Source organism: Nocardia nepalensis (genome assembly GCF_048910785.1).
GTDB lineage: Bacteria > Actinomycetota > Actinomycetes > Mycobacteriales > Mycobacteriaceae > Nocardia > Nocardia nepalensis.
Genome location: NZ_JBKBET010000017.1, coordinates 108,494 through 131,924, shown reverse-complemented (window position 1 = coordinate 131,924; position 23,431 = coordinate 108,494). Strand labels below are relative to the sequence as shown.

Genomic DNA, 23,431 nt, shown 5'->3' with positions numbered 1-23,431 from the left:
CGGGCGCTATCTGATGACCTTTACGAAACCCGGAGCCGCGAACATTCTCGAGCCGAACGTCGGTCGGCCCGGGGAGCCGCTGGAGGAGCGATGCAATGCCGGGTACCAACCCCAAGCGCGAAGCGCACCATCAAGATCATATGACGATCGCCGGGATCGGTGCGGTCACCGGGTACGGCTGGGGCCGCGAGATGCTGTGGCAGGGGCTGCTGAGCGGAAAGTCCGCGGCCACGCTGCAGCCCGGTTACGGCCCGGGCCGCGATGAGCAGGCCTGGGTATCGCTGATTCCGGACGGCGGCGATCCGATGGTGAGCGACAGCATCTACGGGCGCGCTATGCACGAGTCGGGTCGTGAGGCGATCGCCGACGCGTCCGCGCGCGGTTGGCGGCCGGGGCGCACCGTGGGCATGCTGCACGCCATCGTGCTCGGCGATGTCGCCGATTGGCGCGACTTCTACCTGGTCGATCACGGACACCGGCGCTCCCGCGACTACATGCGACTATTGCCCTCCACACCGATCTCGGTGTTGCAGCAGGAGTTCGGCTTCCACGGTCCGACGATGAGCGTCTCGGCGGCGTGCAGTTCGGCGAATGTCGGGCTGATCACCGCCAAACTATGGCTGGACTGCGGTATCGCCGATGACGTGATCTGCGTGGCCACCGATATGTCGGCCACACCGGAGATGGTCGAGCACTTCGTTCAGCTCGGCGCCGCGGTCGGCGACGCCGAACCGCTGGCCGCCTGCCGCCCCTTCCAAGAGGGCACCCGCGGTTTCAGCATGGGGGAGGCGTCGGTCGCCTTCGTCCTCAGCCGCTCGGTCGAGCGGCCGTATGCCGCGGTGCTGGGCGGCGGTATGACCAACGACGCCTATCACGTGGTGTCGGTCGATCCCGGGCACACCCAGATCTTCGACTGCGCGCGGCGGGCCCTCGCCGACGCCGCCATAACCCCCGAGGACGTGCGGTATTTCAACGCGCACGGCACCGGCACCCGGCAGTGCGATGTGGCCGAGCGGGATCTGCTCCGGCGGCTGTTCGACGATCGGCCGCAGGTCTATTCGGTCAAGCCGCTGGCGGGGCACTGCCAGGGCGCGGCCGCGGGCGTCGAGGTGGCTGTCGCGGCAATGGGTTACGAGCGCGGCATCGTGCCCGCCGCACCGATCGTCGCGCCCGCGTACGAGCGGCTACTGGATGGCCCGACGCGGTTCGAGGGTGGAATCACGGTCAAGCTCTCGCTCGGGATGGGCGGAAATAATTCGATGGTGGTGCTCGGTCCCGCCGGCTGAGGCCGTGCCGCTCACGGCAGTGGCACCGACCAGCACAACTTCGTTCCCGGCATGCCCTCCAGTTCGTGCATGCCCGGCACCGCCGGTCCGATGGTGAAATGCCCTTCCGACTTCTCGGCCCGCTGCTCCAGATTCCGCAATCCGCTGCGGATCACGTGATTCGGGATGCCCCAGCCGTCATCGGTGACCACGATGGTCAGATCGTCGGCCACGCTGATCTCCACCGTGACGCTCGCCGCGCCGGAATGCCGCACCGCATTGCTGACCGCCTCGCGCACCACCGCCTCCGCGTGATCGGCCAATTCGGCCTCGAGCACCGAGAGCGGACCGGTCACCTGCACGGAGGCGCGCAGCGGGGCGTCGGTGGTCTGCTGGCGCACCGCGTCCTCGATCCGCTGCTGCAGCCGGATGCTACTGCCGTTGCCGCCGTGCAGATCGAAGATGGAGGTGCGGATCTCCTGGACCACCTCCTGCAGATCATTGATGACCGTCGAAAGATGCTGGCGCACTTCGGGAACCTCGGCACGCGGTACCACGTTTTGCATAGTCAGTCCGATGGCGAACAGTCGCTGGATCACGTGGTCGTGCAGATCGCGGGCGATGCGGTCGCGGTCGGCGAGGATATCCAGTTCGCGCATCCTGCGCTGAGTCTCGGCCAACTGCATGGCGAGCGCGGCCTGATCGGTGAAAGCGTTGGTCAGCTCGACCAGTTCGTCGGCATAGGGCGGCGAGCCGATCGGCCGCACGGTGACCAGCGTTCCCAGGGTGGCATCGGGGGTGCACAGCGGCAGGATCAGCGCGGGGCCGACATCGTCGAGCGGCACGCCGAGATCGATCAGCGCGGCATCGTCGAAGCGCAGCGGTGTGCGGCGGGTGAAGGCCTCGCCGAGCGCGGTGCCTTCGGCCTCCACCGTCAGTCCGTCGAATCCGATGCCCGGACCGGACCACTGCGTGATGACCAGTTCGGATACCGCGGCGAGCTGCGGTGCGGCGCTGCTGGCGAGGAACGATTGGTGCGATCCGGTGAGGGCGCGCGCGTGGTCGACCACATGTGCGAGCACCAGATCGGGTTCGGTGCCCGCGAGGAATTCGGTGGCGATATCGCGGGTGGCCTCGATCCAGGCCTGTCTGGTGCGCGCCGATTCGTAGAGCCTGGCGTTGTCGACGGCGATACCGGCGGCGGCCGCGAGCGCCTGGACGAGCACATCGTCGTCCTCGGTGAAGGGCTGGCCGTTGGCCTTCTCGGTCAGGTAGAGGCTGCCGAAGACCTCGTCGCGGATGCGCACGGGTACCCCGAGGAAGGTGTGCATCGGCGGGTGGTGCGGCGGAAAGCCAACGGACGCGGGATGTTTCGACAGCTCGTCCAGGCGCAGTGGTTTGGGTTGGGAGAACACCTCACCGAGTACGCCGTGTCCGGCGGGCAGTCGGCCGATATCCTCCCTGGTCTTATCGTCCATGCCCTCGTCGAGGAACTGGGTGACCTGCTGATCGTGGCCGCGCACCGCCAGCGCGCCGTAGCGGGCGTCGACCAGGCTGGTCGCGGTGTGCACGATGGCGCGCAGGGTTTCGTCGAGGTCGAGGCCGGAGGTGACGGTCAGCATCGCCTCGACCAGGCCGTCCATCCGGTCGCGTGAATCGATGATCAGCTCGACGCGTTCCTCGACCTCGGATAGGAGCTCCCTGAGCCGCAGTTGCGACAGCGTGTCGCGTACCGAATAGGGGCCGCTGCCCAGCTCTTCGGTCATATCGGCATCCTGTTCTGGTGGGCGCGTAACAGCGCCTACGCCAGTCTAGTTGGCCGATCGAGGACTTTCGGCCCTGTTCGCCAGGCCGTTGCGGTGATGGCATGGTCGCACCGGGAATAGAAAGTAGGGATGTCCTATGAATTCACCGTTGCGTACGTCGGAGCTGTGGGCAACCGCGGCCGACCCCGAATTGGCCGTGACTACCCGGGGCGCGGTGCCGCCCGCGGATGTGACCAGGGCCGTGCGGGGGATCGGCCGCGTCTTGCGTCGGTATCACCTCGACGCGGCGGCACGGGTGCGGGTCACCGCACCGGTGGATGCGAACGAACCGACGTTGGTACAGGCCAACATTCGCATTCACGACACCCCGACTCGGGTGCAGGTCACGGGTCCGCGCGGCTTCGCGGTGACCTTCGCCGTGGAACGACTGGACCGTCAGATCGCCCGGTTGGCGACCAAGCAGTCACGCGAGTGGCCCGATCCGGCGCGCCCGCCCCTGGCCAGGGTCACCGAGCCGCGCCCGATCGTGCGGAGGAAGCACTGCGCGTTGCTGACCGGTTCGCCCGTCGAGGCGACGGAGGTGCTGGATGCGATGGATTACGACGCATACCTGTTCATCGACGCCGAGACCGGTGAAGACGCCGTGGTGTGCTGGGCGGATGCGCTCGGCGTTCGGATGGCCAGGCAGCGCACCATCGCCGCGCCGCAGACTGCGTCGGACAGGCCGCTCACGGTGAATTCACTAACGGTGGTTATGGATTCGGAGCCCGCGCCGACGCTGATCGAAGAGGCCGCGGTGACCCGGTTGTGTCGCAAGGGTCTGCCGTTCCTGTTCTTCACCGACGCGGACACCGGTCGGGGTAGGCTGCTATACCGCCGCTACGACGGGGACCTCACCATCGTCGTGCCGGTCGGTTAACCCTCGCGCAGTTTGGAGGCCAGCACCGCGGCCTGGGTGCGCCGTTCCATCCCGAGCTTGGCCAGCAAACGGGAGACGTAATTCTTTACGGTCTTCTCGGCCAGGAACATTCGCGCCGCGATCTGCCGATTGGTCAATCCCTCGCCGAGCAGTGCGAGCAGTCTGCGTTCTTGTTCGGTGAGTCCGGCGAGTGGTCCGTTGTTTTCGGTGCTGCTGCGCAGTCGCGCTTTGAGCGCGATTGCCGCGCGGTTATCCAAGAGCGAACGACCCGCACCGACCTGTTTGACGGCCGCGGCCAATTCCATGCCCTTGATGTTCTTCACGACATAGCCGCTGGCGCCCGCCAGGATCGCGTCCAGCATGGCGTGCTCATCGGTGTAGGACGTCAGAATGAGGCAATGCAAACCGTCGATTTCGGCGAGCAGATCGCGGCACAGTTCGATGCCGTTGCCGTCGGGTAGTCGGACGTCCAGTACGGCGACATCGGGCTGTAGCGCGCGAATGCCGGTCATGGCGGTGGCGACATCGCCCGCCTCGCCGATCACCGTGAGTTCCGGATCGCTTTCCAGCAAGTCGATGAGGCCGCGTCGGACGATCTCGTGGTCGTCGACGAGGAAGACTGTGATCACGCGACCTCCCATGCGGTGCAGGGGATCTCGCGCCCCCACGGTACCGATTGTCCCACCCCGACAAGGTATCTCCTCGCGGGGCACACCGTATGTCGGAAACGACAATTTCGAGTAATTCCGACTCGAATTTACCTGCGTGCGCTATCGAAACGCCGACGGAAACCGACCGCTCGAATGGCGGCGTGCGAATCCTGGTTACGGGTATGCTGAGGCCGAAAGTCATTCAAAGAGGGCTTGGCAGCGTGGCCTTGGAGGGCCCCATGCATGGTTATCTCGAACAATGACGTATTCGGCGACACTCGATTTCGGGAATATTTTCGGTCCGCCGCAGAGCTGTCCCGATTGTGGCTCACATGACATCGGCATCTTCGACCACCATCGGGATACCCTGTTCCACTGCCGCGCGTGCGGCGTGCAATGGCGGCTCGCGCACGGTCGCACCATTCTGGAGGCCCCCGCTTTCGAAACGGAGACCGAAGAATGGACATGTCCCTGAAGATCGGCTGATCGTGCCACCGTGAGTGCCGGTACCGCACCGTGGCGCAGACCGCGCACATTGTCGCGATCTCGCAATCCCAGCGGCAGGTGGCATCCCGATCTCGGCGGTCATCCACCACAACGCGGAGAAGGATGTGCGCCGGGCGGTCTAGGTCGCCAATTCGGCGCGCCGGAAACTGGTGATTATCACCGAGATTCGCGACCCAGGGCAGTGGCGCTACTACACTGAGCGCGTGCGTCCACTGATGCGCCCCGAAGATCCCGAACCGCGCGAGGAACCGCTGGAGCCTCGGCTGGAGCTGGTGCGGACGAGCCGGGCGATGCCGCCCACGCCGGTCGCTTGACGAGCCCGTGGGGTGAGGGCGCCGACCCGGGCGCTCGGGCGGTCGCCGGGCTGACGCTGGTCGAGGGATCGACGTTCTGCATCAGCGAGGACGGCGGCGTCATCAACCCGAATCGCGCCGAGGGACTGTTCGTTCGTGATACCAGGGTGCTGTCGCGGTGGCGGCTGACCGTCGACGGATTGCCGCCGCAGCCGCTGACCGTCCAGCACGCCGAGCCCTACAGTGCGACGCTGGTGGCCAGAACACCGCCGCGACCGGGCCGCGCCGACAGCACCGCACTGGTGACCGTCGCGCGGCATGTCGGCGACGGGATGCGTGAGGACCTGTCGGTCCGCAATCTGTCCGGTGCGGCGATCAGCTGCGTGGTCGCGCTGGAGATCGACGCCGATTTCGCGGACCTGTTCGAGGTGAAGGAGGGGCGGGTCGGCGGCGTCGTGGTCACCAAGAGCAAGGTGAGGGCTGGTGCGGTCGAGATCAGCCGGACCGATCTGGCGTTGGCGGTGACGGTGACCGCCGCGGGGGCGGCCGCGACCGATCGCGAATTGCGCTGGCAGGTGGACCTGCCCGGGCGCGGTGAATGGTCGGTGTGCATCCAGTACCAGCCGACGCTCGGATCGGTCATCAAGCCGCGGCATCTGTGCGGGAAGCCGGTATCGCACAGCGCACCGGCGCAGCGGTTGCGCGATTGGTACGAGAACTCGCCGCTCGTCCGCACCGGGGACGAGACACTCGCCGCGGTATTGCGACGCGCCGTGGTCGATCTCGGTGCGCTGCGCATCTTCGATCCCAGGCATCCGGAGCGGGCGGTGGTCGCCGCCGGTGCGCCGTGGTTCATGGCGCTGTTCGGGCGGGACTCGTTGCTCACCTCCTGGATGGTGTTGCCGCTGGATCGGCGGCTGGCCCTCGGAACGCTGCAGAGCCTGGCGGGCTTGCAGGGCAGTGAGGTCCGCGCGGTGACCGAGGAGCAGCCGGGACGGATCCCGCACGAGGTGCGGTTCGGGCGGGCGGCGACGCTGCTGCTCGGTGGTGACACCGTGTACTACGGAACCGCCGATGCCACACCGCTGTTCGTGATGTTGCTCGGCGAGCTGCACCGGTGGGGACTGGACGCGCAGACCCGGGACGAGCTGCTGCCGCATGCGGACCGGGCGCTGGACTGGATCGAGCGCTTCGGTGACGCGGACGGCGACGGATTCGTCGAGTATCAGCGCGCGGCCGAACACGGGTTGGCGAATCAGGGGTGGAAGGACTCCTGGGACGGGGTGACCTTCGCCGACGGCCGATTGCCGGAGGCGCCGATCGCGCTGGCCGAGGTGCAGGCGTACGTGTACGCGGCGTATCTGGCGCGGGCGACGCTGGCCATCGATATGGGCGATCACGAGACCGCGGATCGGTTCCGTACCAAGGCGGCGGCATTGAAGGCGGCGTTCAATGCGGCGTTCTGGCTGCCCGAGCACGGTTGGTACGCCATGGGTTTGGATCGGGACAAGCGGCCGATCGACGCGCTGACCTCGAATATCGGGCACTGCCTGTGGACCGGCATCATCGATGAGGACAAGGCGGGCCGGGTCGCGGACCATCTGCTCTCGCCGGAGATGTTCAGCGGGTGGGGGATCCGCACGCTGGCCACGAACATGGGCGCGTACAACCCGGTCAGTTATCACAACGGTTCGGTGTGGCCGCACGACAACGCGATCTGCGCCGCCGGGCTCATGCGTTACGGCTACACCGAACACGCCAACCGCGTGATCGATGGCGTGCTCGACGCGTCGACCCGATTCGGATATCGGCTGCCCGAGCTGTTCAGCGGTTTCGACCGCGCCGAATTCGACGCGCCGGTGCCGTACCCGACCTCGTGCTCGCCGCAAGCGTGGGCCTCCGCCGCGCCGCTGCTGTTCATGCGGAGCATGCTGCGGCTGGAGCCGGGCAGCGGTTCGGCCTCGGTCGCGCCCGCGGTGCCGGACCGGTATCTGCCGCTGCGGGTGAGCGGGGTGCGGGTGGGATCGGATGTGCTCACGGTCACAGTGGACAATGAGGGGTGGCAGCTCAGCGGGTTGTCCGGAAAGTTGCGTCGATCGGATACTTGACCTGGGCGGATGTCCGGTGTGCACGGCGCGTGGGGAAACTTGTCGGTGGGTCGGCCTAGCATGGCGCTGGGGGTATCACGTCTGTTGGACCGACACGATCGAGAAGGGACCACCTGGTGGCGGAACGCCTCACTGTGCGCGGAGCTCGGGAGCACAATCTCAAGGGGATCGACCTCGATCTGCCCCGCGACAGTCTCATCGTGTTCACCGGTCTATCCGGTTCGGGCAAGTCCAGCCTTGCCTTCGACACGATCTTCGCCGAGGGGCAGCGTCGCTATGTCGAGTCGCTGTCGGCCTACGCCCGCCAGTTCCTCGGGCAGATGGACAAGCCCGACGTCGACTTCATCGAGGGCCTTTCGCCCGCGGTCTCGATCGATCAGAAGTCGACCAACCGCAACCCCCGCTCCACCGTCGGCACCATCACCGAGGTCTACGACTATCTGCGTCTGCTCTATGCGCGCGCCGGTACCCCGCACTGCCCGGTCTGCGGTGAGCTGATCGCCAAGCAGAGCCCGCAGCAGATCGTGGACCAGGTGCTCGCCATGGAGGAGGGCATCAAATTCCAGGTGCTCGCGCCGGTGGTGCGCACCCGCAAGGGTGAATTCGTCGATCTCTTCGACCAGTTGAACACCCAGGGTTATTCGCGTGTCCGGGTCGACGGCGTGGTGTATCCGCTGACCGATCCGCCGAAGCTGAAGAAGCAGGAGAAGCACGACGTCGAGGTCGTGGTGGACCGGCTCCAGGTGAAGCCGAGTTCCAAACAGCGCCTGACCGATTCGATCGAGACCGCGCTGCGGCTGGCCGATGGCATCGTGGTGCTGGACTTCGTCGACCGCGACGAGCACGCGCACGATCGCGAGCGTCGCTTCTCCGAACGACTGGCCTGCCCGAACGGGCACCCGCTCGATATCGAGGATCTCGAGCCGCGCTCGTTCTCGTTCAACTCGCCCTACGGCGCATGCCCCGACTGCACCGGCCTTGGCATCCGCAAGGAGGTCGACCCGGATCTGGTGGTGCCCGATCCCGAGTTGAGCCTGGCCGAGGGCGCGATCGCGCCGTGGTCGCGCGGGCAGACCGCGGAATACTTCACCCGCCTGCTGTCGGGTCTGGCCGAAGCCGTTGGCTTCTCCATGGATACGCCGTGGCAGGACCTGCCGCTGAAGGCGCGCAAGGCGGTGCTGGAGGGCAGCTCCGATCAGGTGCACGTCTCCTACACCAACCGGTACGGCCGGAAGCGTTCGTATTACGCCGATTTCGAGGGTGTGATGCCGTTCCTGCAGCGGCGCATGGAGAACACCGAATCCGAGCAGATGAAAGAGCACTACGACGGGTACATGCGCGACGTGCCGTGCCCGGTCTGCAACGGGGCTCGGCTGCGGCCCGAGATTCTGGCCGTCACCATCGCCTCGGGCGGTGAGAAGAAGTCCATCGCCGATGTGAGCGAGTTGTCGATCGGTGATTGCTCGGCGTTCCTGAACGCGCTGACCCTGGGCGAGCGGGAGACCGCCATCGCCGGGCAGGTGCTCAAGGAAGTGCAGGCGCGGCTCGGATTCCTGCTGGATGTCGGGCTGGAGTATTTGAGTCTGTCGCGGGCCGCGGCCACGCTGTCCGGTGGTGAGGCGCAGCGCATCCGGCTGGCGACCCAGATCGGTTCCGGACTGGTCGGGGTGCTGTATGTGCTGGACGAACCGTCGATCGGGCTGCATCAGCGGGACAACCGGCGGCTCATCGAAACCCTTACCCGGCTGCGCAATCTCGGCAATACGCTGATCGTGGTCGAGCACGACGAGGACACCATCCGAGCCTCGGACTGGGTGGTCGATATCGGTCCGCTGGCCGGTGAGCACGGCGGTGAGGTCGTGCACAGTGGTCCGTATCAGGAACTGCTGACCGACCCGAAATCCCTGACCGGCGCCTATCTCTCGGGCCGCGAGCGGATCGAGGTGCCGATGGTGCGGCGGCCGGTCAGCAAGAAGCGTCAGCTCACGGTGGTCGGTGCGAACGAGCACAACCTGCGCAATATCGACGTCAACTTCCCGCTCGGGGTGCTCACCGCGGTCACCGGTGTTTCGGGTTCGGGTAAGTCCACGCTGGTCAACGACATTTTGGCGACCGTGCTTGCGAACAAGCTCAACGGTGCGCGGCAGGTGCCGGGTCGGCATATGCGGATCAATGGGCTCGATCATCTGGACAAGCTGGTGCAGGTGGATCAGTCCCCGATCGGCCGCACGCCGCGCTCGAATCCGGCCACCTACACCGGTGTGTTCGACAAGATCCGGACCCTGTTCGCGGCCACCACCGAGGCGAAGGTGCGCGGCTATCAGCCCGGGCGTTTCTCGTTCAATGTCAAGGGCGGCCGCTGCGAAGCCTGCTCGGGCGATGGCACATTGAAGATCGAGATGAACTTCCTGCCGGATGTGTATGTGCCCTGCGAGGTGTGCCACGGGGCCCGGTACAACCGGGAAACCCTCGAAGTGCACTACAAGGGCAAGACCATCGCCGAAGTGCTGGACATGTCGATCGAGGAAGCGGCGGAATTCTTCGAGCCGGTCACCTCGATCCACCGGTATTTGAAGACGCTGGTCGATGTGGGCCTGGGCTACGTCCGGCTCGGCCAGAGCGCGCCGACCCTCTCCGGCGGTGAGGCGCAGCGCGTGAAATTGGCGGCGGAACTGCAGAAGCGTTCCACCGGCCGAACCGTCTACATCCTCGACGAGCCGACCACCGGCCTGCACTTCGAGGACATCCGAAAGCTGCTACTAGTCATCAACGGACTGGTGGACAAGGGCAATACGGTCATCGTCATCGAGCACAACCTGGATGTCATCAAGACATCCGACTGGGTGGTCGATATGGGTCCCGAGGGCGGCTCCGGCGGCGGCACGGTCGTGGCCGAAGGCGCCCCCGAAGACGTTGCGGCAGTGACCCACAGCTACACCGGCCAGTTCCTGAAGGAAGTCCTGGCACTCCCCGCCGCAACCGAGCCCAAAACCCCCGCCAAGAAGGCGGCGAAGAAGGCCCCCGCCAAGAAGACCGCGACCAAAGCAGCAGCAACCAACGCCGCGCCCGCAAAGGCAACAGCAACCAAGATCCCCGCACCCAACGCCGCCGCGGCAAAGCGCGCGTCCCGAAAGGCCGCCGCCCTACGCTGACCTCTCCACCCCGCCGAGGCGAGTCAAATGGTGGCTCCCCACCGCAGCCCAACCACCATTTGACTCCCCTCGAACCGCTCGAGAACGCAACCACAGCCAGTCGACCGAGCTGGAAGCCGCCTGCCTGCCCACCCGACTGCGGAAGGTAAGCCGGGTACGGCACACGACGCGCCCAGCACTGCACCGGCAAAACCACAGAACGCCAAACCATCCGAGTCCAGCACCCCCTAGAAGTCGGTGCAGAACAACAGGACCTACCGCAGCCCACCCAACCCGAACGCCACCACCCACCCCTCCCAGTTGGACATATGATCACGTGGAAACCATGGCGGCATCGCCCGAGAACCCCCCGCCACCAGTGCCACCTGATCTTGAATGGCTCAGCGGTTTGCGATGGTGTGGATCAGTTCGGAGAGTTCTTTGTGTCTGGACCACATTGGCCAGTGGCCGGTGGGAAGGTCGAGGTATTCGGCGTCGATCTGGGCCAGTTCGGCGAACATGGGTTCCTGGCCCGCGTCGCGGAGTTGTTTGACCAGGTCGGCGGTGATGCTGTTGCAGATCACCGTGGTCGGGATGGCGCGACGGGCGGGTGAATCGCTCAATCGCAGTGCAGCGGAGGCTACTCCGGCGGGTTCGGAGACGGCGCGTTCGCGGAAGCGGGCGAGGGACGCCTCGTCCAGTCCGGTGAGGCTGTTGCCATCGGCCTCCAACTGACCCCAATCCGGCAGCGCGAGTTCGCGAATCGTCGCATCCAAGGCGGAGTTGAGGATGAAGCCGTTGGGGAGCGGGGCGGCGTCGACGTAGATGCCGCGGCTGAAGCGTTTCGGAGCGATATCGGTGGCGAGGTAGGCGGCCCCGGCGCCGCCGGAATGCGCGACGACCACCACGGACTCGTCCGGGGCGATGGCGTCGAGAATGGCCTGCGCCTGCATTTCCAGGGTCGCGTCCAATCGGTCGTCATCGCATGGATCGAGTCCGGGCAGGGTCAGCGCCAGCACCTCGTCTCCCCGGGCGCGCAGATCATCCGCGACGTCGTCCCATGCCCACGCGCCGAGCCAGAATCCGGGAATCAGAAGTATCCGTGCCATTCGGTGAGCATCGCATGCCGAACCCGGAGAAACCCAAATTCCCAGCAGTCTGGCCGGTCACCGAGATATCCATGCGCACAAAGCCTTTCATTGTTCATAAGGTGAACTATGCCGACCGAGTCGAGATTGTCCCGTGATATCGGCGAGCGGCGGTATGAACCAGCCCCGCGAGTTCCTCGGGTGGTGAGAGCATGGCGGGTTCCAGCGCGGATCGAGGCGCGGGCGCGCCCCGGAACTTCGAGACTTGCCCGCGCCGCGGTCGGCGTGCGCACCCTCGAGAATGCTCTCACGTCGGGAAAACGACATCAGTGCATTCTCGAGGTCGGGGGATAAGTTGCGTGGCAAGGGATCAGGCGCTGTGACCGAACCAGCGCGTCAGCGCGTTGCGGAGCCGGTCCAGGTCGGAGTGTTCGGCGTCGGTCTGTTCGGGACCGCCCGCGGCCCAGGCGACATAACCGTCCGGGCGAATGAGCAAGGCGTCGACCGGGGCGTCCGGACTGGTCGCGACGATCGTGTCGACCCGGTCGCGCCAGCCAGCCGCGAGGTCGGCGAATGCCGTCTCATCGCTCAGTACGAGTAGCACCGATCGGGCTTTGTCCAGCAGTTCGGCGACGCGCCGAGGTCCGTCCGCGGTCGCCACTGGGAAATCCTGGAACATCCGCCCCACGAGCGGATGCGGGTCACCCATGTCGTAACGCACATCGGATCCGGCAAGCAGATGCGCCATATGTGCTGCGTTGTCAGGCTTTTCGAGCAACTCGCCGAACAAACTGCGCAGTGCGCTGACCTCCGGGCCGGGCGCCATCAACGCCAGCTGCGACAGCGACTGCATCATGACCCGTTCGGCGACCGGATAGCGCTCCGACTGGAAGGTATCGAGCAATCCCGCAGGCGCCCAACCATTTACCGCCGCGGCGAGCTTCCAACCGAGGTTGGCGGCATCTTGCAGGCCCAGATTGAGGCCGGGGCCGCCCATTGCGGAGTGCACATGCGCGGCATCCCCGAGCAGGAAGACGTTTCCGTCCCGATAGCGCACGGCCAGGCGCGTGTTCTGAGCGCCCATGCGGCGCAAGGCGTGTGGGCCCGGGCCGGGCGGTGGCGCGAAAGGCAGGTTGACGCCGAGCACCCGGAGCACGCTGTCGCTCAACTCACGCAGTGTCATCGGGATGTCTTCCGGCACCGGATCGGCGTCGAATTCGATGGTCGCGACCAGCGGTCGGCCGCGTTCGAGTTCGGCGAAGACGAATACGCCGTTTTCGAGGCGGTTGTGCCCGAACGGCAGTCGCCCGAAACCGGGAATGTCGAATCCGCCGTCGGCGGTGCGCAGTTCCTCGGGCAGGCCCACATGCGCCATCCGGGTGACCATGCGCTCGGAAGTGATTCCGGGGAAGTCGATTCCGGTGCGTTTGCGAACGAAGCTCTTGCCGCCGTCGGCGGCGACCAGGTATTTCGTCGCGATCCGGTAGTTCCCGTCGGGACCTGACACGGTGACCGTGACAGCTCCGTCGTGCTGCTCGAGTTCGGTGAGTGTGTGGCCCCAGCGAACGTCCACGTCGAGTCCGCTGGCGTGCTTGTCCAGCCCGCGCACGAGCTCGGGCTGGGGTATCGGTAGGGCGTGCATCGGATTGTCTTGCAGCGCAGCGAAAGACAACGGCATACCGCTGAACATGTAGAACGGGATCGGTTGCGGCGCGGCCGGCGCGCCCCCGAACTCGTGATAGAGCCCGCGCATGTCGAGTAACCGAATGACCTGGCCGACAAGGCCGTTCGCCTTCGGTTCGGCACTGGGTTCGGCGAGTGTCTCCAGCACGATCGGGCGCACACCGGCCATTGCGAGCTCGCAGGCGAGCAGCAGACCGTTCGGTCCGGCACCGGAAATGACAACGTCGGCAGATGTTTCGGGCATGGCAGATATTTCGGGCATGACGAATAGACCCCTTGTTACGTGGTGTCGAATGGATAGAACTGTGTCGCTCAGTCGGCTGATGGAGCTGTTGTCAACGGCATGCGAATCGTGGATCTGGCACACATGCCGTGACTCCGCGGGATCCCTCACTCACTCAACAGGATTCCCCTCTGCACCACATCACCCTCCGCGCTGTTGGTCGGCCGATCAGGTGGAACTGGTGGCGGCATCGGCCGAGAGAGTGCCGCCGTCAGTTCCACGTGATCACTTGTCCAGTAGTGCATCTCGGGCGGACCGCAGCGGCCGACGATCACGAATGTGTGGCAGGGCCAGTATTCACGTGCTGCCGACAGCTGTGCCGTTCAGTCGGCGGATGGGTCGGGTAGCCCAGCGGCCACCTGATCGATCGCCTCCCGGATGAGTGTGGTGAGCAGCACCGGTGGGTCAGCCCGGACGTAGGCCTCCGTGGCGGACTGGTAGACGGCTCCGAGCACCCCGGCCACCAGATGTGGATAGATATCGCGCTCCGGATCGGTTCCGGTGCGTTTCGCGATCACCTCGACCCAATCGTCGAAGATGCCCTTGGACACCGCGATTCGAGTCTCCGGCGCCGCGAGCAGTTCGCGGACCATCGACCGCTGCGGGTCGGTCGGCAGCGCGTGCTGCACGCCGTCGGCCTCCAGGGGGTCGAGGACGGCCGCCGTGATGGCGGTCCAGAGCGGTTCGGCCGCGGGCCGATTCCGCAGTGCGTCGAGGCTGCGCTGGATCCGCTCGGTCTGGCGGTAGGCCAGCGCCTCGTATTTACCGGTGAAGTAGTTGTTGAAGGTCCGCACCGACACACCCGCGCGGGTGGCGATGTCGTCACGCGTGATGTTGCTCAGGCCCCGTTCGAGCGCCAATTCGAGCGCCGCGTCGCTCAGCGCCTTGCGGGTATCGAGCTTCTTGCGTTCCCGCAGACCCAACACCTGTTCTTCCGGCATGGCTCTAGCGTACCGACAAAAGTGCCCGGCGGGCAATATTTCCCGCCGGGCAATTTTCTGTGGGTCTTTCGGCTCAGTACACCGGGCCGGTGTACTTCTCGCCCGGCCCCTTGCCCGGCTCATCGGGATGCGCCGAGGATTCGCGGAAGGCCAGTTGCAGCGACTTGAGGCCGTCACGGTAGGGGCCGGCGTGCGGGCCGAAGTACTCGATGGACGAGGTGATCAGGCCAGCGAGCGCGGTGATCAGGCGCCGGGCTTCGTCCAGATCGCGGCGTGGGCTGTTGTCCGGATCCTCGTCGGCGAGTCCGAGCTTCTCCGCCGCCGCGCTCATCAACATCATCGCGGCGCGGCTGATGATCTCGACCGCGGGGATATCGGCCAGTTCGCGGACGTCGGTCGCGTCGTCGGATACTGCCTCGTCACTCATGTGCACGAGGATGGCATCGTGGTGGGCGGACGCGCTCGGCGGGGCGGGGCGATTCGGCGATAGCGAGCGGCAATGTTAGACTTTCCGCTGACGACCGCCCCGGGCTTGCTCGGGGCTGATAAGTGGAGCCCGACTCCCACCGTTGCCGACGAGCAATCGTACTGGTCAAACGGTCCGGTCACCCGCCCTTCCGGGGGCGGGTTTCTTGTGCGGAAGGTCCTCGTTGGGATCATCACGGACAAGGTCGACGCGAGCATATTCGTGGTCGAAGGCCGGTCGACTCGGGCCCCGTGGCGGAATACCGCACCGGGGCCTTTGTGTTGAAAAGGGGTTGCCGTTATTGCGCGCGGTCGTCAGACGACACCGCTTGACCTAGGAGGCCCCATCAGCACTGAGACCCGCATCAACGATCGCATCCGCGTTCCCGAGGTCCGACTTATCGGACCGGGTGGTGAACAGGTTGGGATCGTGCGTGTTGAAGATGCACTACGCGTCGCCCTCGAGGCGGATCTCGACCTGGTCGAGGTCGCGCCGGATGCCCGTCCACCGGTCTGCAAGATCATGGACTACGGCAAGTTCAAGTACGAGACGGCGCAGAAGGCGCGCGAGTCTCGCAAGAACCAGGTGCAGACCGTGATCAAGGAGCAGAAGCTCCGTCCCAAGATCGACGACCACGACTACGAGACCAAGAAGCGCAACGTTGTTCGCTTCCTCGAGGCGGGCTCGAAGGTCAAGGTGACGATCATGTTCCGCGGTCGTGAGCAGTCGCGCCCCGAATTGGGCTTCCGGCTGCTGCAGCGTCTGGCCTCCGACGTCGCCGAGTTGGGTTTCGTCGAGACCTCCGCCAAGCAGGACGGTCGCAATATGACCATGGTCCTCGCGCCACACAAGGGTGCGAAGACGCGGGTGAAGGCGCAGGAGGATTCGCGGGCCCCGCGTCCCGCCGCCACCGAAACTCCGGCCGCTCCCGCACCGGGTGCGGAAGCACCGGCCGCCGAGCAGGCCGCGTCGGTCGACCCGCAGTAATACCGATCAGAAACCGGTGGTCCGCGAGGACCACCGGCACGAGACAGATAGAGGAATCCATGCCGAAGATGAAGAGCCACAGCGGCGCCTCGAAGCGATTCAAGGTTTCGGGCCGTGGCAAGCTGCTGCGTCAGCAGGCGAACCGTCGCCACCTGCTCGAGCACAAGTCCACTCGCCGGACTCGTCGTCTGGACGGCACGGAGGCCGTCGCGTCCGTTGACGTCCCTCGCGTCAAGCGCCTCCTGGGTCTCTGAGACCTAGGCCAGCACCCGCGCGACCGGGATTCCGGACGCCGACCACCGACCAATTCCAGGGCGTCACGCATGCGCCCCCTAGATCGACAAAGGACTGACCCATGGCACGCGTCAAAAGGGCCGTCAACGCGCAGAAGAAGCGCCGTTCCGTTCTCGAGGCCTCCAAGGGCTACCGCGGCCAGCGCTCGCGGCTGTACCGCAAGGCCAAGGAACAGCAGCTGCACTCGCTCACCTACGCCTACCGGGACCGCCGGGCGCGCAAGGGTGACTTCCGCAAGCTGTGGATCGCTCGCATCAACGCCGCGGCGCGCCTCAATGACATCACTTACAACCGCTTCATCCAGGGCCTGAAGGCCGCCGGTGTCGAGGTGGACCGCAAGATCCTCGCCGAGCTTGCCGTCTCCGACGCCGAGGCGTTCGCCGGTCTGGTCGCCGTCGCCAAGGCCGCCCTCCCGCAGGACGTCAACGCCCCGGCTGCCTGATCCGCGCCTGCGTGACGACACAGCATTCGGAACGACCCGTGGATGCGCTCTCCGAGCATAATCCGCGGGTCGTTTCCGCTGTCAAGCTCCAGCGCGCCGCGCAGCGCCGCAAGACCGGGCAGTTCCTGGCCGAGGGCGCGAATTCCGTTGCGGCGGCGCTGGAAACCGGCCGGGTGCGCGAGCTGTTCTATTCGATGCATGCGGCCACGCGGGACCACCAGCTGATCGCCGGAGCCGCCGCCGCTGGCGTGCGCACCACGCTGGTGAGCGACCGCGCCGCCGACCACCTCGGTGAAACCGTCACCGCGCCGGGGCTTGTCGCGGTATGCGATCAGATCGACGTGCCGTTGGACGCCGTACTGGCCGAGCGGCCGACGCTGCTCGCCGTCCCCGTGGAGATCGCCGAACCGGGCAATGCGGGCACGCTCATCCGGGTCGCGGACGCGGTCGGCGCGAACGGCGTTGTGCTGGCGGGGGATACGGTCGATCCACACAACGGTAAGTGCGTGCGAGCCAGCGCTGGCAGTCTGTTCCATGTGCCGATCGCGCGGCATCGCGATATCGGTGAAGTGCTCGATGCCGTTGCGGCAGTGGGCATTACCGTGCTGGCCACGGCCGCCAAGGGTGAAGTCGATCTGGACGATGCCGACGAACTGCTCGCCGGTCCGGTGGCCTGGCTGTTCGGCAATGAGGCGCACGGCCTCGATCCCGCCGTCGCCGCGCGCGCCGATCATCGGGTGCGCATTCCCATCCACGGCCGCGCCGAAAGTCTGAATCTGGCTGCGGCGGCTGCCATCTGCCTCTACGCCAGCGCTCGCGTACAGCACGCGAAATAGGCCGGGCGAACGCTCAGCGGAACACCCGGTCCGGGTGAGCCCGTACTCAGTGTGCCTGTACGTCCGTCCGCTCTACTCGGATCGGGTATATACGGTGGTTGGACGCGGCTGTCGATCACCTGAAATGTCATCTCGGTGTCGTTTTGGCGGTATCGCTGGGCGGTTGGGGCGCCCTCAACTACGTCAAGAGTTGCCCGAACTCCCCGATTCTTGTCGGTTCGACTAACGGTCGACCTTGCCGGTCTTCACGCGATCAAGGACAAAGTCTGCGACTTCTTCGACAAGCTGCGCGCTGACGACACCGCACCCGGCCTGCATGCCGCAGCAACGACAGAACCGACCGCACAACCCGAGCCGTACCCGGTCGAGTGCCTGGAGGGAACTCCCGGGCCGGCTGTCTGGAGCGACGGCACCACCCGCTACTCCCAATGGTGTTACGACACCCGAGGCGGGCTGGAGAACGGCGAAGCCGAATCCCAGTCCGGCGCAGATCCTTACGGACGCGGATACCGATGTCACGCGAACGGATGTGTGTGGCCGGACGGCTCACCGGTGATCGGCGCCGACCGGTGCGGCCACCGCTGCGGAGAACCGCCGACATCCGGTGACATCCAAGGAGACTGGGCACAGTGCATCGCTGTCAAGACTGCCGAGCAGTGCCGGGCGGAGCTGAACGACAATTGAATTTCCGTTGCCTGTCGGTGGTCCCATCTATCGTGACGCCGTCAGCGCCCCACTTGAACTGGGTTCGCCATGCCGAGCTCCACATCTGCGCACCTCGATCTCTTCCGCTACCTCGCCGCGGATGAGCGAATCGAATACGTCGCGATCATGACGCGATTCACGGCGTCACTACTGGCGGATATGTCTGCGGCCACTGTGGCCGAGCAACTTGCTCGCGACAGCATGCTGCTCGATGCTGAAGTCGTCGAGTCTCGGCGCCGCCACCTGGTCCGCGACTACGAACGACTACCCGAACACCACGAAGCCCTCATGATCTGGTCGACGATCATGCTGATTTCGCGGCGTCTGGACCGCATCAAGCATTGAATCACCCACCGCACCAGCATTATTCGACGATCGTGAACAACCCAGAAGGCTCCTGTTCCAGCCAGCCACGCGCCACCAGGCGTTTCAGCTTCCCCGCAACGACTCGACCTTCGATCGATCGATACCCGGCTCGGCGGCGACCTGCCCGGCCCGCAACCCGCCACCGGACTCGGCGAGCACCGCCAGGATCTCGGCGTAATCCTCCTGCAGCGCCGACACTTTCATCCCCGCTGCCCGCTGCGGCACCAGCACCAATCCGATCGGCGATCCATCCGGAATCGGCTGCGACGCAATCATTCCCGCTCTACCGGCCGAAACTTCGCCCACCGCAGGCGGGTTCGGTCCGGCGGTCTCGGCGCAGATCTCGCTCATCGTTTCCCGTGTGACCGCCAGTCGCGGCAAGCGGTGCTATTCCGCTGTTTGGTCAGCTCCGCGATCTGACGACGCAGCTGCTCGACCCGTTCAGCAGCGGCCGCCTCACGCCGGTCCAGCTCCTCACGCCACGACATCATCGCCCACTCCGCATCGACGATAAAACTCTTGGCGACCACCACAACAGGAGCCCAAGCGTTTTCGCAGGTCAGCCGACCTGGGTCGCTAAACGATCAGTTCGGCTCACAGGCACCAAGACACGCACAGGGGGTGCCGCAGATCGTCCGTAGTCGGGACGGTTGCCACGCGCCGCCGCACGCGATATCGGCGACGTTGCGCTGAGCAGGCATTTTGTGTGAAGGTGCTTCGGTGTAGAGCGGCCGACGCACGGCCGATAGGGGAGGTTCGATGTCGGAGACTTTCAAAGTCGATCCAGCCGCAGTGGACGCGTTCGCCGCGGCTTTGAAGACGCTGGCCGAGGCCAATGCGAATGTCGCAACCTATTTGGACAAGTGGCTGGTCTTGGACAACACCGTGTGGGGCGATGGCGGGCTCATCCGGGTCGGGCTGAGCGCCGTTGCCGAGGCGCACAACAAGCTGAAGCCCAATTACGCCACCCTCGGCACCCTCTCCGAGGCTGCGGCGACCGAATTGACCAAGGTCGCACAGGTTTACCGGACCACCGACCACGCACGCGCCGACGAGTTGGACCGCACGTACCCCACGGGCAGCAACTGATGACCCAGACGCCGTCCGAACACCTGGCGGAACCCTCGCTCGAGGACCCGCTCAACGACAGCTTCGAGTTCCTCATCACCTCGAACGCCATTTCGCCGACGTACTGGGCTTGTAAGTGGTGCGAAAACGTCCTCGGGACAGACCCGCTGAAGTGGCTCACCACCAAGATCTCCGGTGATTGGGAGGCCTTGCAGAAGGCGGGCAAGGCGGTAGAAAACCTGGCTTCCTACAGCGCGAGCTTCTCCGAATCGGTCAAGTCCGCCGCGACGACTGTCGACGTGACGTGGGACGGTAACGCGGCCACCAGCGCCCAAGCGTATTTCACGGAGCTCTCGACAGCCATTTCCGCTCAGGTCGAGCCATTGAAGGAGATGGCGACCGAGATCAACCGCTTCGCGTCGACGGCGTACCACCTCTCCACCGCCATGAGTAATGCCGTGCAGACCTTGCTGGATTGGGGCGCCATGGCGGTGATCGAGTGGGCCGCGGCCGAGGCCTCCGCGCTCACCGGCGTCGGAATTTTCGCAACGGCGGCCCTGGTCGCCGCCGCCACCGCGACCACGGCGAAGGTGATCGCGCAATGGGGCCTGCTGGTCGAGAAGTTCAACGCCGCGTATGTCGCACTCGAGGCCATCGCCGGGGTCGGTTTCGGCGTGGTCGCGGTGGTCGAGTCCGCCGATTTGCCGAGCCTGCCCACCGCCACCTACGACCACCCTGGAGCCTGAATGAACGCGCCCGAGCCGATTCATGATCTGGCCCACGGCGATCTCGGGGCCTCACGCCAACTGTCCCGGGCGATTCGGGTCCTGATGGATACCGCCACCGATCCGCAATTGAAGGAGCAGCTGCGCGGTGTCCTCGAAGGCAAGGGCAGCGCACGCGAATTGATGCACAGCGAGGCATTCAATCGGGTGCTCGATCGCACGTTGCCCGCCGCCATGCAGCAGTTCGCGGACATGCCGGATGAGGAACGGCAACGGCTGGCCGCCCAGGGCGAAGCCGAGTTGGTGCGACTCCGGTCTGAACCATTAGCGGACCAGCGGCCGCCGGACCGGCCGATGCCCACTCCCGCGGATCAGCCGGCGCCCGCCGGGAATGCCGTCATCCCGGGCACCCGCAAGCCCAACCGCGATCGCATCGTAACCCCGACTGATGACGACGACGAGGACGACGAATACTTCCGGGACCGCCAGCAGCGCGGATGGCTGCAGTGACCAGGGCGCGGGTGGTCTTCGACACTGAGATCAATCCGGATTGGACGCCGACCCTCGCGACGGCACCGACGGAGCTCGTTCTCACTGAGCCAATGCCGGGGCTGTGCAGCGAGCACGGTCGCACCGCCAGTGAGACCCGTTCCTTCGCAGTCAATTCCAGTGGCCCCTTATCGGAGTTGCCGACACTGCGAGCCATGTTGCGCTCCATGAAACCCGGGCGGCGGGACCCCGTCCTGGCGCGCGTTCGCTTCGACTGCCCGGCCTGCGAGTTCTGTCTCCTCGAGGTCCGGCGCTTTCGTCGAATCGCGCTGCTGGCACTGCTGGCGATACCGCTGACAATCGCGGCCGTCCTCATCGCACGGGCGCTCGAACTCGAACCGCTCTATGTGCCTTTGGCTTTCGTGAGCGTGCCCGGATGCATGCCGATCGCGTTGCTGGTGGCGATGCTGTCCTGGAGTCGTTCCCGCTATTTCGCCGATGTCTGGATGAACGAAACAGCCGACCAGCTGATCGTTTCCGCACACCCGGATTTCCTGGCCGCGGTCGAGCACAATCGGGCGGGGAATCGCTGAACGCCCACTGGAGCCCACCACAATAGGGCCCAAGCCTTTTCGCAGCTCTGCCCACCGGAGCACTAAACGATCAATTTGTTCACAGCGCTTAGTTATTAGGCAACAGCAATGGGCACATCCTCCCGTGGGTCTTTGCTATTCACTTCCGCGCCACTTGCGCTTGGGTTTACGCTGCGACACCCGGACGGGTCAGCACAGTGCCCAGACCAACACCGCCAACGGCGCACCGACGGCAGCGCCAGCCCGGCTGTGCTCCAACTCGTCATCCCTGCCTCTCACTCGAGAATACGGTCTAACGAGCGAAAGACATTCGTGGAGTGGCAGTTTCGACGTCGGCGACACACATCACCGCATGCAACATCAGCACATCCATATGCAGCGGCGACGGCGTGATCACCGCATCCACATCCGCGCCCCGAACCTGGTCGACCAGCGGCACCAGCGTGATCTCCGGCGGCCATACCAGGGCGTAGCCGAGTCGCCGCGCCAGCCGCCGCACCTGCGCGGCATCCCATTCCGGCATTTCGGTGACCACCGGGTCTATCCAGCCCAGCGCGGTCGGACGCGGCCTCATCGCTGCCTTGCATCGGGGGGTGCGGCTGTCGGTGTGAGCCGTGCGGCGAGGGCCGCGGCATCCGCGCCGGGGTCGGTCAGCCCATCCAGTACATCCAGCAAGGTCTGTATGTCGGGGCTGGGCGCCGCCGGTGGCTTGGGATCAAGGAAGCGACAATCCAGCCGCGAAGCGTGGCAACGAGTCTCGATCACGCGCGGCGGTGTGTCCAGCCCAAGCTCATTGGTCTGTACGAAGCGGATGGCTTTCGGCCTTCTGTCGTCAGCATCGGCGGGTGTGGATCGCCGAGGCGTGTGCTGCTGGCAGACGTCCGTGTCCGGATTCATTTCGTGCTGTCCCTCCTGATCGCGTATTGGTAAGCACCCGCCGCCGAGGAGCAGTCGCCACCGACTAGATGGGTCGCTGTGCCGATGCGGTGCCCGGCATCGAACTCGGCGGCGGGGCTGTCTTCACCATTTCGCAACATTGCTGGTCAGACCAGGTACGGAGCGTGCACTGGAGAGGTACTCTCTGGGCACTCGACCGGGTATGAGGGGGACGGATGAAGTGGTGTGGACGGTGGACCGGGCGCGAAGCCGCAGCCTTCAGGGAGGCACTGCGACAAAAACAGGAAGAGTTCGCAGCCACCGTCGGAGTGTCGGTAGAGGCGGTTAAGAAGTGGGAGCGACGCAAGAAATCCATCCAGCTCTCTGCCCCATACGCCGCACGGATGGATCGTGAACTGCAACGCGCCGATGCCGCTGTCGTAGAACGCTTCTGGTCGATTCTCGAAGACCCGGCTACCGTGAGCGTCGAAGCCGGGCACAAGCTCGGAGCATTGCTCGAATCAGGTGCCGACACCGACTATGTCCTTGTGCCGGCACGCACCGGCACAGGAGAGGTCGTTCTGGTGTCGTTGCCTCGCCGTAGCTTCATCGCCGACGAGCTCCGCCTCGCTGTCGCTCCGCTGCTGGTCGGACAAGCCGATGCACCACGCTTCGTGAATCCGGCCGCGTTTCCCGGAGGTTCCCGACGACGGATGCACCTCGTCGACGTCACACAAATCGGTGACGTTGGGCTACTACGCTATCGCCCCAAGAACGACTCCACATACGGCTGAGCTGAGCCTCGATCCACGGATGGAATCGGCGGCTGGAAATGTGTTGAAAGCAAACCCATCTACGGATCGAGGCTCAATCAATATCGCCGCCGAAGTCCCCACGGGTGCCAACGGAACGCAACCGACTGAGGTCTCCCAGCTCGCACTATCGCTGCC

24 protein-coding genes are annotated in these 23,431 nt (G+C 65.6%); 15 read left to right on the top strand and 9 right to left on the bottom strand.

Features of this window, described 5'->3' with window-relative positions; genetic code table 11:
• The first annotated feature begins 95 nt into the window (after positions 1–95).
• The gene (locus tag ACHQ4I_RS10140; RefSeq protein ID WP_420771427.1) at positions 96–1,286 is read left to right on the top strand and encodes a beta-ketoacyl synthase N-terminal-like domain-containing protein; all 1,191 of its coding nucleotides are present in this window, start codon (positions 96–98) and stop codon (positions 1,284–1,286) included.
• A gap of 11 nt (positions 1,287–1,297) precedes the next feature.
• On the opposite strand, the gene ACHQ4I_RS10135 is transcribed toward ACHQ4I_RS10140, so the two are convergent.
• Positions 1,298–3,031 carry a sensor histidine kinase gene (locus tag ACHQ4I_RS10135; protein WP_420771426.1) on the bottom strand — a complete coding sequence of 578 codons (1,734 nt, stop codon included), beginning with the start codon at positions 3,029–3,031 and terminating at the stop codon, positions 1,298–1,300.
• 136 nt (positions 3,032–3,167) lie between these two features.
• Here ACHQ4I_RS10135 and ACHQ4I_RS10130 point away from each other — a divergent pair, with 136 nt between their 5' ends.
• Positions 3,168–3,950, top strand: a complete 783-nt coding sequence (locus ACHQ4I_RS10130; protein WP_420771425.1) for a sigma 54 modulation/S30EA ribosomal C-terminal domain-containing protein — start codon at positions 3,168–3,170, stop codon at positions 3,948–3,950.
• Here the strand turns inward: ACHQ4I_RS10130 and ACHQ4I_RS10125 are convergent.
• Complete coding sequence (locus ACHQ4I_RS10125) at positions 3,947–4,579, bottom strand: response regulator (protein ID WP_420771424.1); 633 nt, start codon at positions 4,577–4,579, stop codon at positions 3,947–3,949. The genes ACHQ4I_RS10130 and ACHQ4I_RS10125 overlap by 4 nt on opposite strands.
• Positions 4,580–5,417: 838 nt before the next feature.
• On the opposite strand from ACHQ4I_RS10125, the gene ACHQ4I_RS10120 reads away from it, so the two are divergent.
• Both ACHQ4I_RS10120 and uvrA read left to right on the top strand, forming a co-directional pair.
• A complete protein-coding gene (locus ACHQ4I_RS10120) occupies positions 5,418–7,508 on the top strand; it encodes an amylo-alpha-1,6-glucosidase (protein WP_420771423.1) in 2,091 nt (696 codons plus the stop codon).
• Between the two features lie 116 nt (positions 7,509–7,624).
• Entirely contained in the window at positions 7,625–10,660 is a 3,036-nt protein-coding gene (gene uvrA, locus ACHQ4I_RS10115; protein WP_420771422.1) for an excinuclease ABC subunit UvrA, read from the top strand.
• Positions 10,661–11,040: 380 nt separating this feature from the next.
• On the opposite strand, the gene ACHQ4I_RS10110 is transcribed toward uvrA, so the two are convergent.
• From ACHQ4I_RS10110 to ACHQ4I_RS10095, 4 genes are all read right to left on the bottom strand, one after another.
• Positions 11,041–11,748, bottom strand: coding sequence for an alpha/beta fold hydrolase (locus ACHQ4I_RS10110; protein WP_420771421.1), 708 nt, complete (start codon positions 11,746–11,748; stop codon positions 11,041–11,043).
• 349 nt (positions 11,749–12,097) lie between these two features.
• Complete coding sequence (locus ACHQ4I_RS10105) at positions 12,098–13,654, bottom strand: FAD-dependent monooxygenase (protein WP_420771420.1); 1,557 nt, start codon at positions 13,652–13,654, stop codon at positions 12,098–12,100.
• 362 nt (positions 13,655–14,016) lie between these two features.
• Positions 14,017–14,634: a TetR/AcrR family transcriptional regulator gene (locus ACHQ4I_RS10100; protein WP_420771419.1), complete on the bottom strand. Its 618-nt coding sequence runs from the start codon at positions 14,632–14,634 to the stop codon at positions 14,017–14,019.
• Positions 14,635–14,707: 73 nt separating this feature from the next.
• On the bottom strand, positions 14,708–15,061 hold the full coding sequence (locus tag ACHQ4I_RS10095) for a DUF1844 domain-containing protein (RefSeq protein WP_420771418.1): 354 nt from the start codon (positions 15,059–15,061) through the stop codon (positions 14,708–14,710).
• Between the two features lie 339 nt (positions 15,062–15,400).
• On the opposite strand from ACHQ4I_RS10095, the gene infC reads away from it, so the two are divergent.
• From infC to ACHQ4I_RS10065, 6 genes are all read left to right on the top strand, one after another.
• A complete protein-coding gene (infC, locus tag ACHQ4I_RS10090; RefSeq protein ID WP_420771498.1) occupies positions 15,401–16,087 on the top strand; it encodes a translation initiation factor IF-3 in 687 nt (228 codons plus the stop codon).
• 59 nt (positions 16,088–16,146) lie between these two features.
• Positions 16,147–16,341, top strand: coding sequence for a 50S ribosomal protein L35 (gene rpmI, locus ACHQ4I_RS10085; RefSeq protein WP_040689021.1), 195 nt, complete (start codon positions 16,147–16,149; stop codon positions 16,339–16,341).
• Between the two features lie 101 nt (positions 16,342–16,442).
• The gene (gene rplT / locus ACHQ4I_RS10080) at positions 16,443–16,823 is read left to right on the top strand and encodes a 50S ribosomal protein L20 (protein WP_040689024.1); all 381 of its coding nucleotides are present in this window, start codon (positions 16,443–16,445) and stop codon (positions 16,821–16,823) included.
• Positions 16,824–16,861: 38 nt separating this feature from the next.
• On the top strand, positions 16,862–17,659 hold the full coding sequence (locus tag ACHQ4I_RS10075; protein WP_420771417.1) for a TrmH family RNA methyltransferase: 798 nt from the start codon (positions 16,862–16,864) through the stop codon (positions 17,657–17,659).
• Positions 17,660–17,869: 210 nt separating this feature from the next.
• Complete coding sequence (locus ACHQ4I_RS10070) at positions 17,870–18,343, top strand: hypothetical protein (protein ID WP_420771416.1); 474 nt, start codon at positions 17,870–17,872, stop codon at positions 18,341–18,343.
• A 69-nt stretch (positions 18,344–18,412) separates the two neighbouring features.
• The gene (locus ACHQ4I_RS10065; RefSeq protein ID WP_420771415.1) at positions 18,413–18,709 is read left to right on the top strand and encodes a hypothetical protein; all 297 of its coding nucleotides are present in this window, start codon (positions 18,413–18,415) and stop codon (positions 18,707–18,709) included.
• An 84-nt stretch (positions 18,710–18,793) separates the two neighbouring features.
• Here ACHQ4I_RS10065 and ACHQ4I_RS10060 read toward each other — a convergent pair whose 3' ends face one another.
• Positions 18,794–19,006: a hypothetical protein gene (locus ACHQ4I_RS10060; RefSeq protein WP_420771414.1), complete on the bottom strand. Its 213-nt coding sequence runs from the start codon at positions 19,004–19,006 to the stop codon at positions 18,794–18,796.
• A gap of 71 nt (positions 19,007–19,077) precedes the next feature.
• Positions 19,078–19,263 carry a hypothetical protein gene (locus tag ACHQ4I_RS10055; protein ID WP_420771413.1) on the bottom strand — a complete coding sequence of 62 codons (186 nt, stop codon included), beginning with the start codon at positions 19,261–19,263 and terminating at the stop codon, positions 19,078–19,080.
• A 226-nt stretch (positions 19,264–19,489) separates the two neighbouring features.
• Between ACHQ4I_RS10055 and ACHQ4I_RS10050 the strand changes: the two genes are divergently transcribed.
• The 4 genes from ACHQ4I_RS10050 (at position 19,490) to ACHQ4I_RS10035 (ending at position 21,605) form a co-directional block, all read left to right on the top strand.
• Positions 19,490–19,819, top strand: a complete 330-nt coding sequence (locus tag ACHQ4I_RS10050) for a type VII secretion target (protein WP_420771412.1) — start codon at positions 19,490–19,492, stop codon at positions 19,817–19,819.
• Positions 19,819–20,544 carry a WXG100 family type VII secretion target gene (locus ACHQ4I_RS10045; RefSeq protein ID WP_420771411.1) on the top strand — a complete coding sequence of 242 codons (726 nt, stop codon included), beginning with the start codon at positions 19,819–19,821 and terminating at the stop codon, positions 20,542–20,544. Before ACHQ4I_RS10050 ends, ACHQ4I_RS10045 begins: the two co-directional genes overlap by 1 nt.
• Positions 20,545–21,033: a hypothetical protein gene (locus ACHQ4I_RS10040; RefSeq protein ID WP_420771410.1), complete on the top strand. Its 489-nt coding sequence runs from the start codon at positions 20,545–20,547 to the stop codon at positions 21,031–21,033. It begins immediately after the preceding gene.
• 194 nt (positions 21,034–21,227) lie between these two features.
• The gene (locus ACHQ4I_RS10035; protein ID WP_420771409.1) at positions 21,228–21,605 is read left to right on the top strand and encodes a hypothetical protein; all 378 of its coding nucleotides are present in this window, start codon (positions 21,228–21,230) and stop codon (positions 21,603–21,605) included.
• 292 nt (positions 21,606–21,897) lie between these two features.
• On the opposite strand, the gene ACHQ4I_RS10030 is transcribed toward ACHQ4I_RS10035, so the two are convergent.
• Positions 21,898–22,179, bottom strand: a complete 282-nt coding sequence (locus ACHQ4I_RS10030; RefSeq protein WP_420771408.1) for a hypothetical protein — start codon at positions 22,177–22,179, stop codon at positions 21,898–21,900.
• Positions 22,180–22,717: 538 nt separating this feature from the next.
• On the opposite strand from ACHQ4I_RS10030, the gene ACHQ4I_RS10025 reads away from it, so the two are divergent.
• Entirely contained in the window at positions 22,718–23,275 is a 558-nt protein-coding gene (locus ACHQ4I_RS10025) for a hypothetical protein (RefSeq protein ID WP_420771407.1), read from the top strand.
• Positions 23,276–23,431 lie beyond the last annotated feature (156 nt).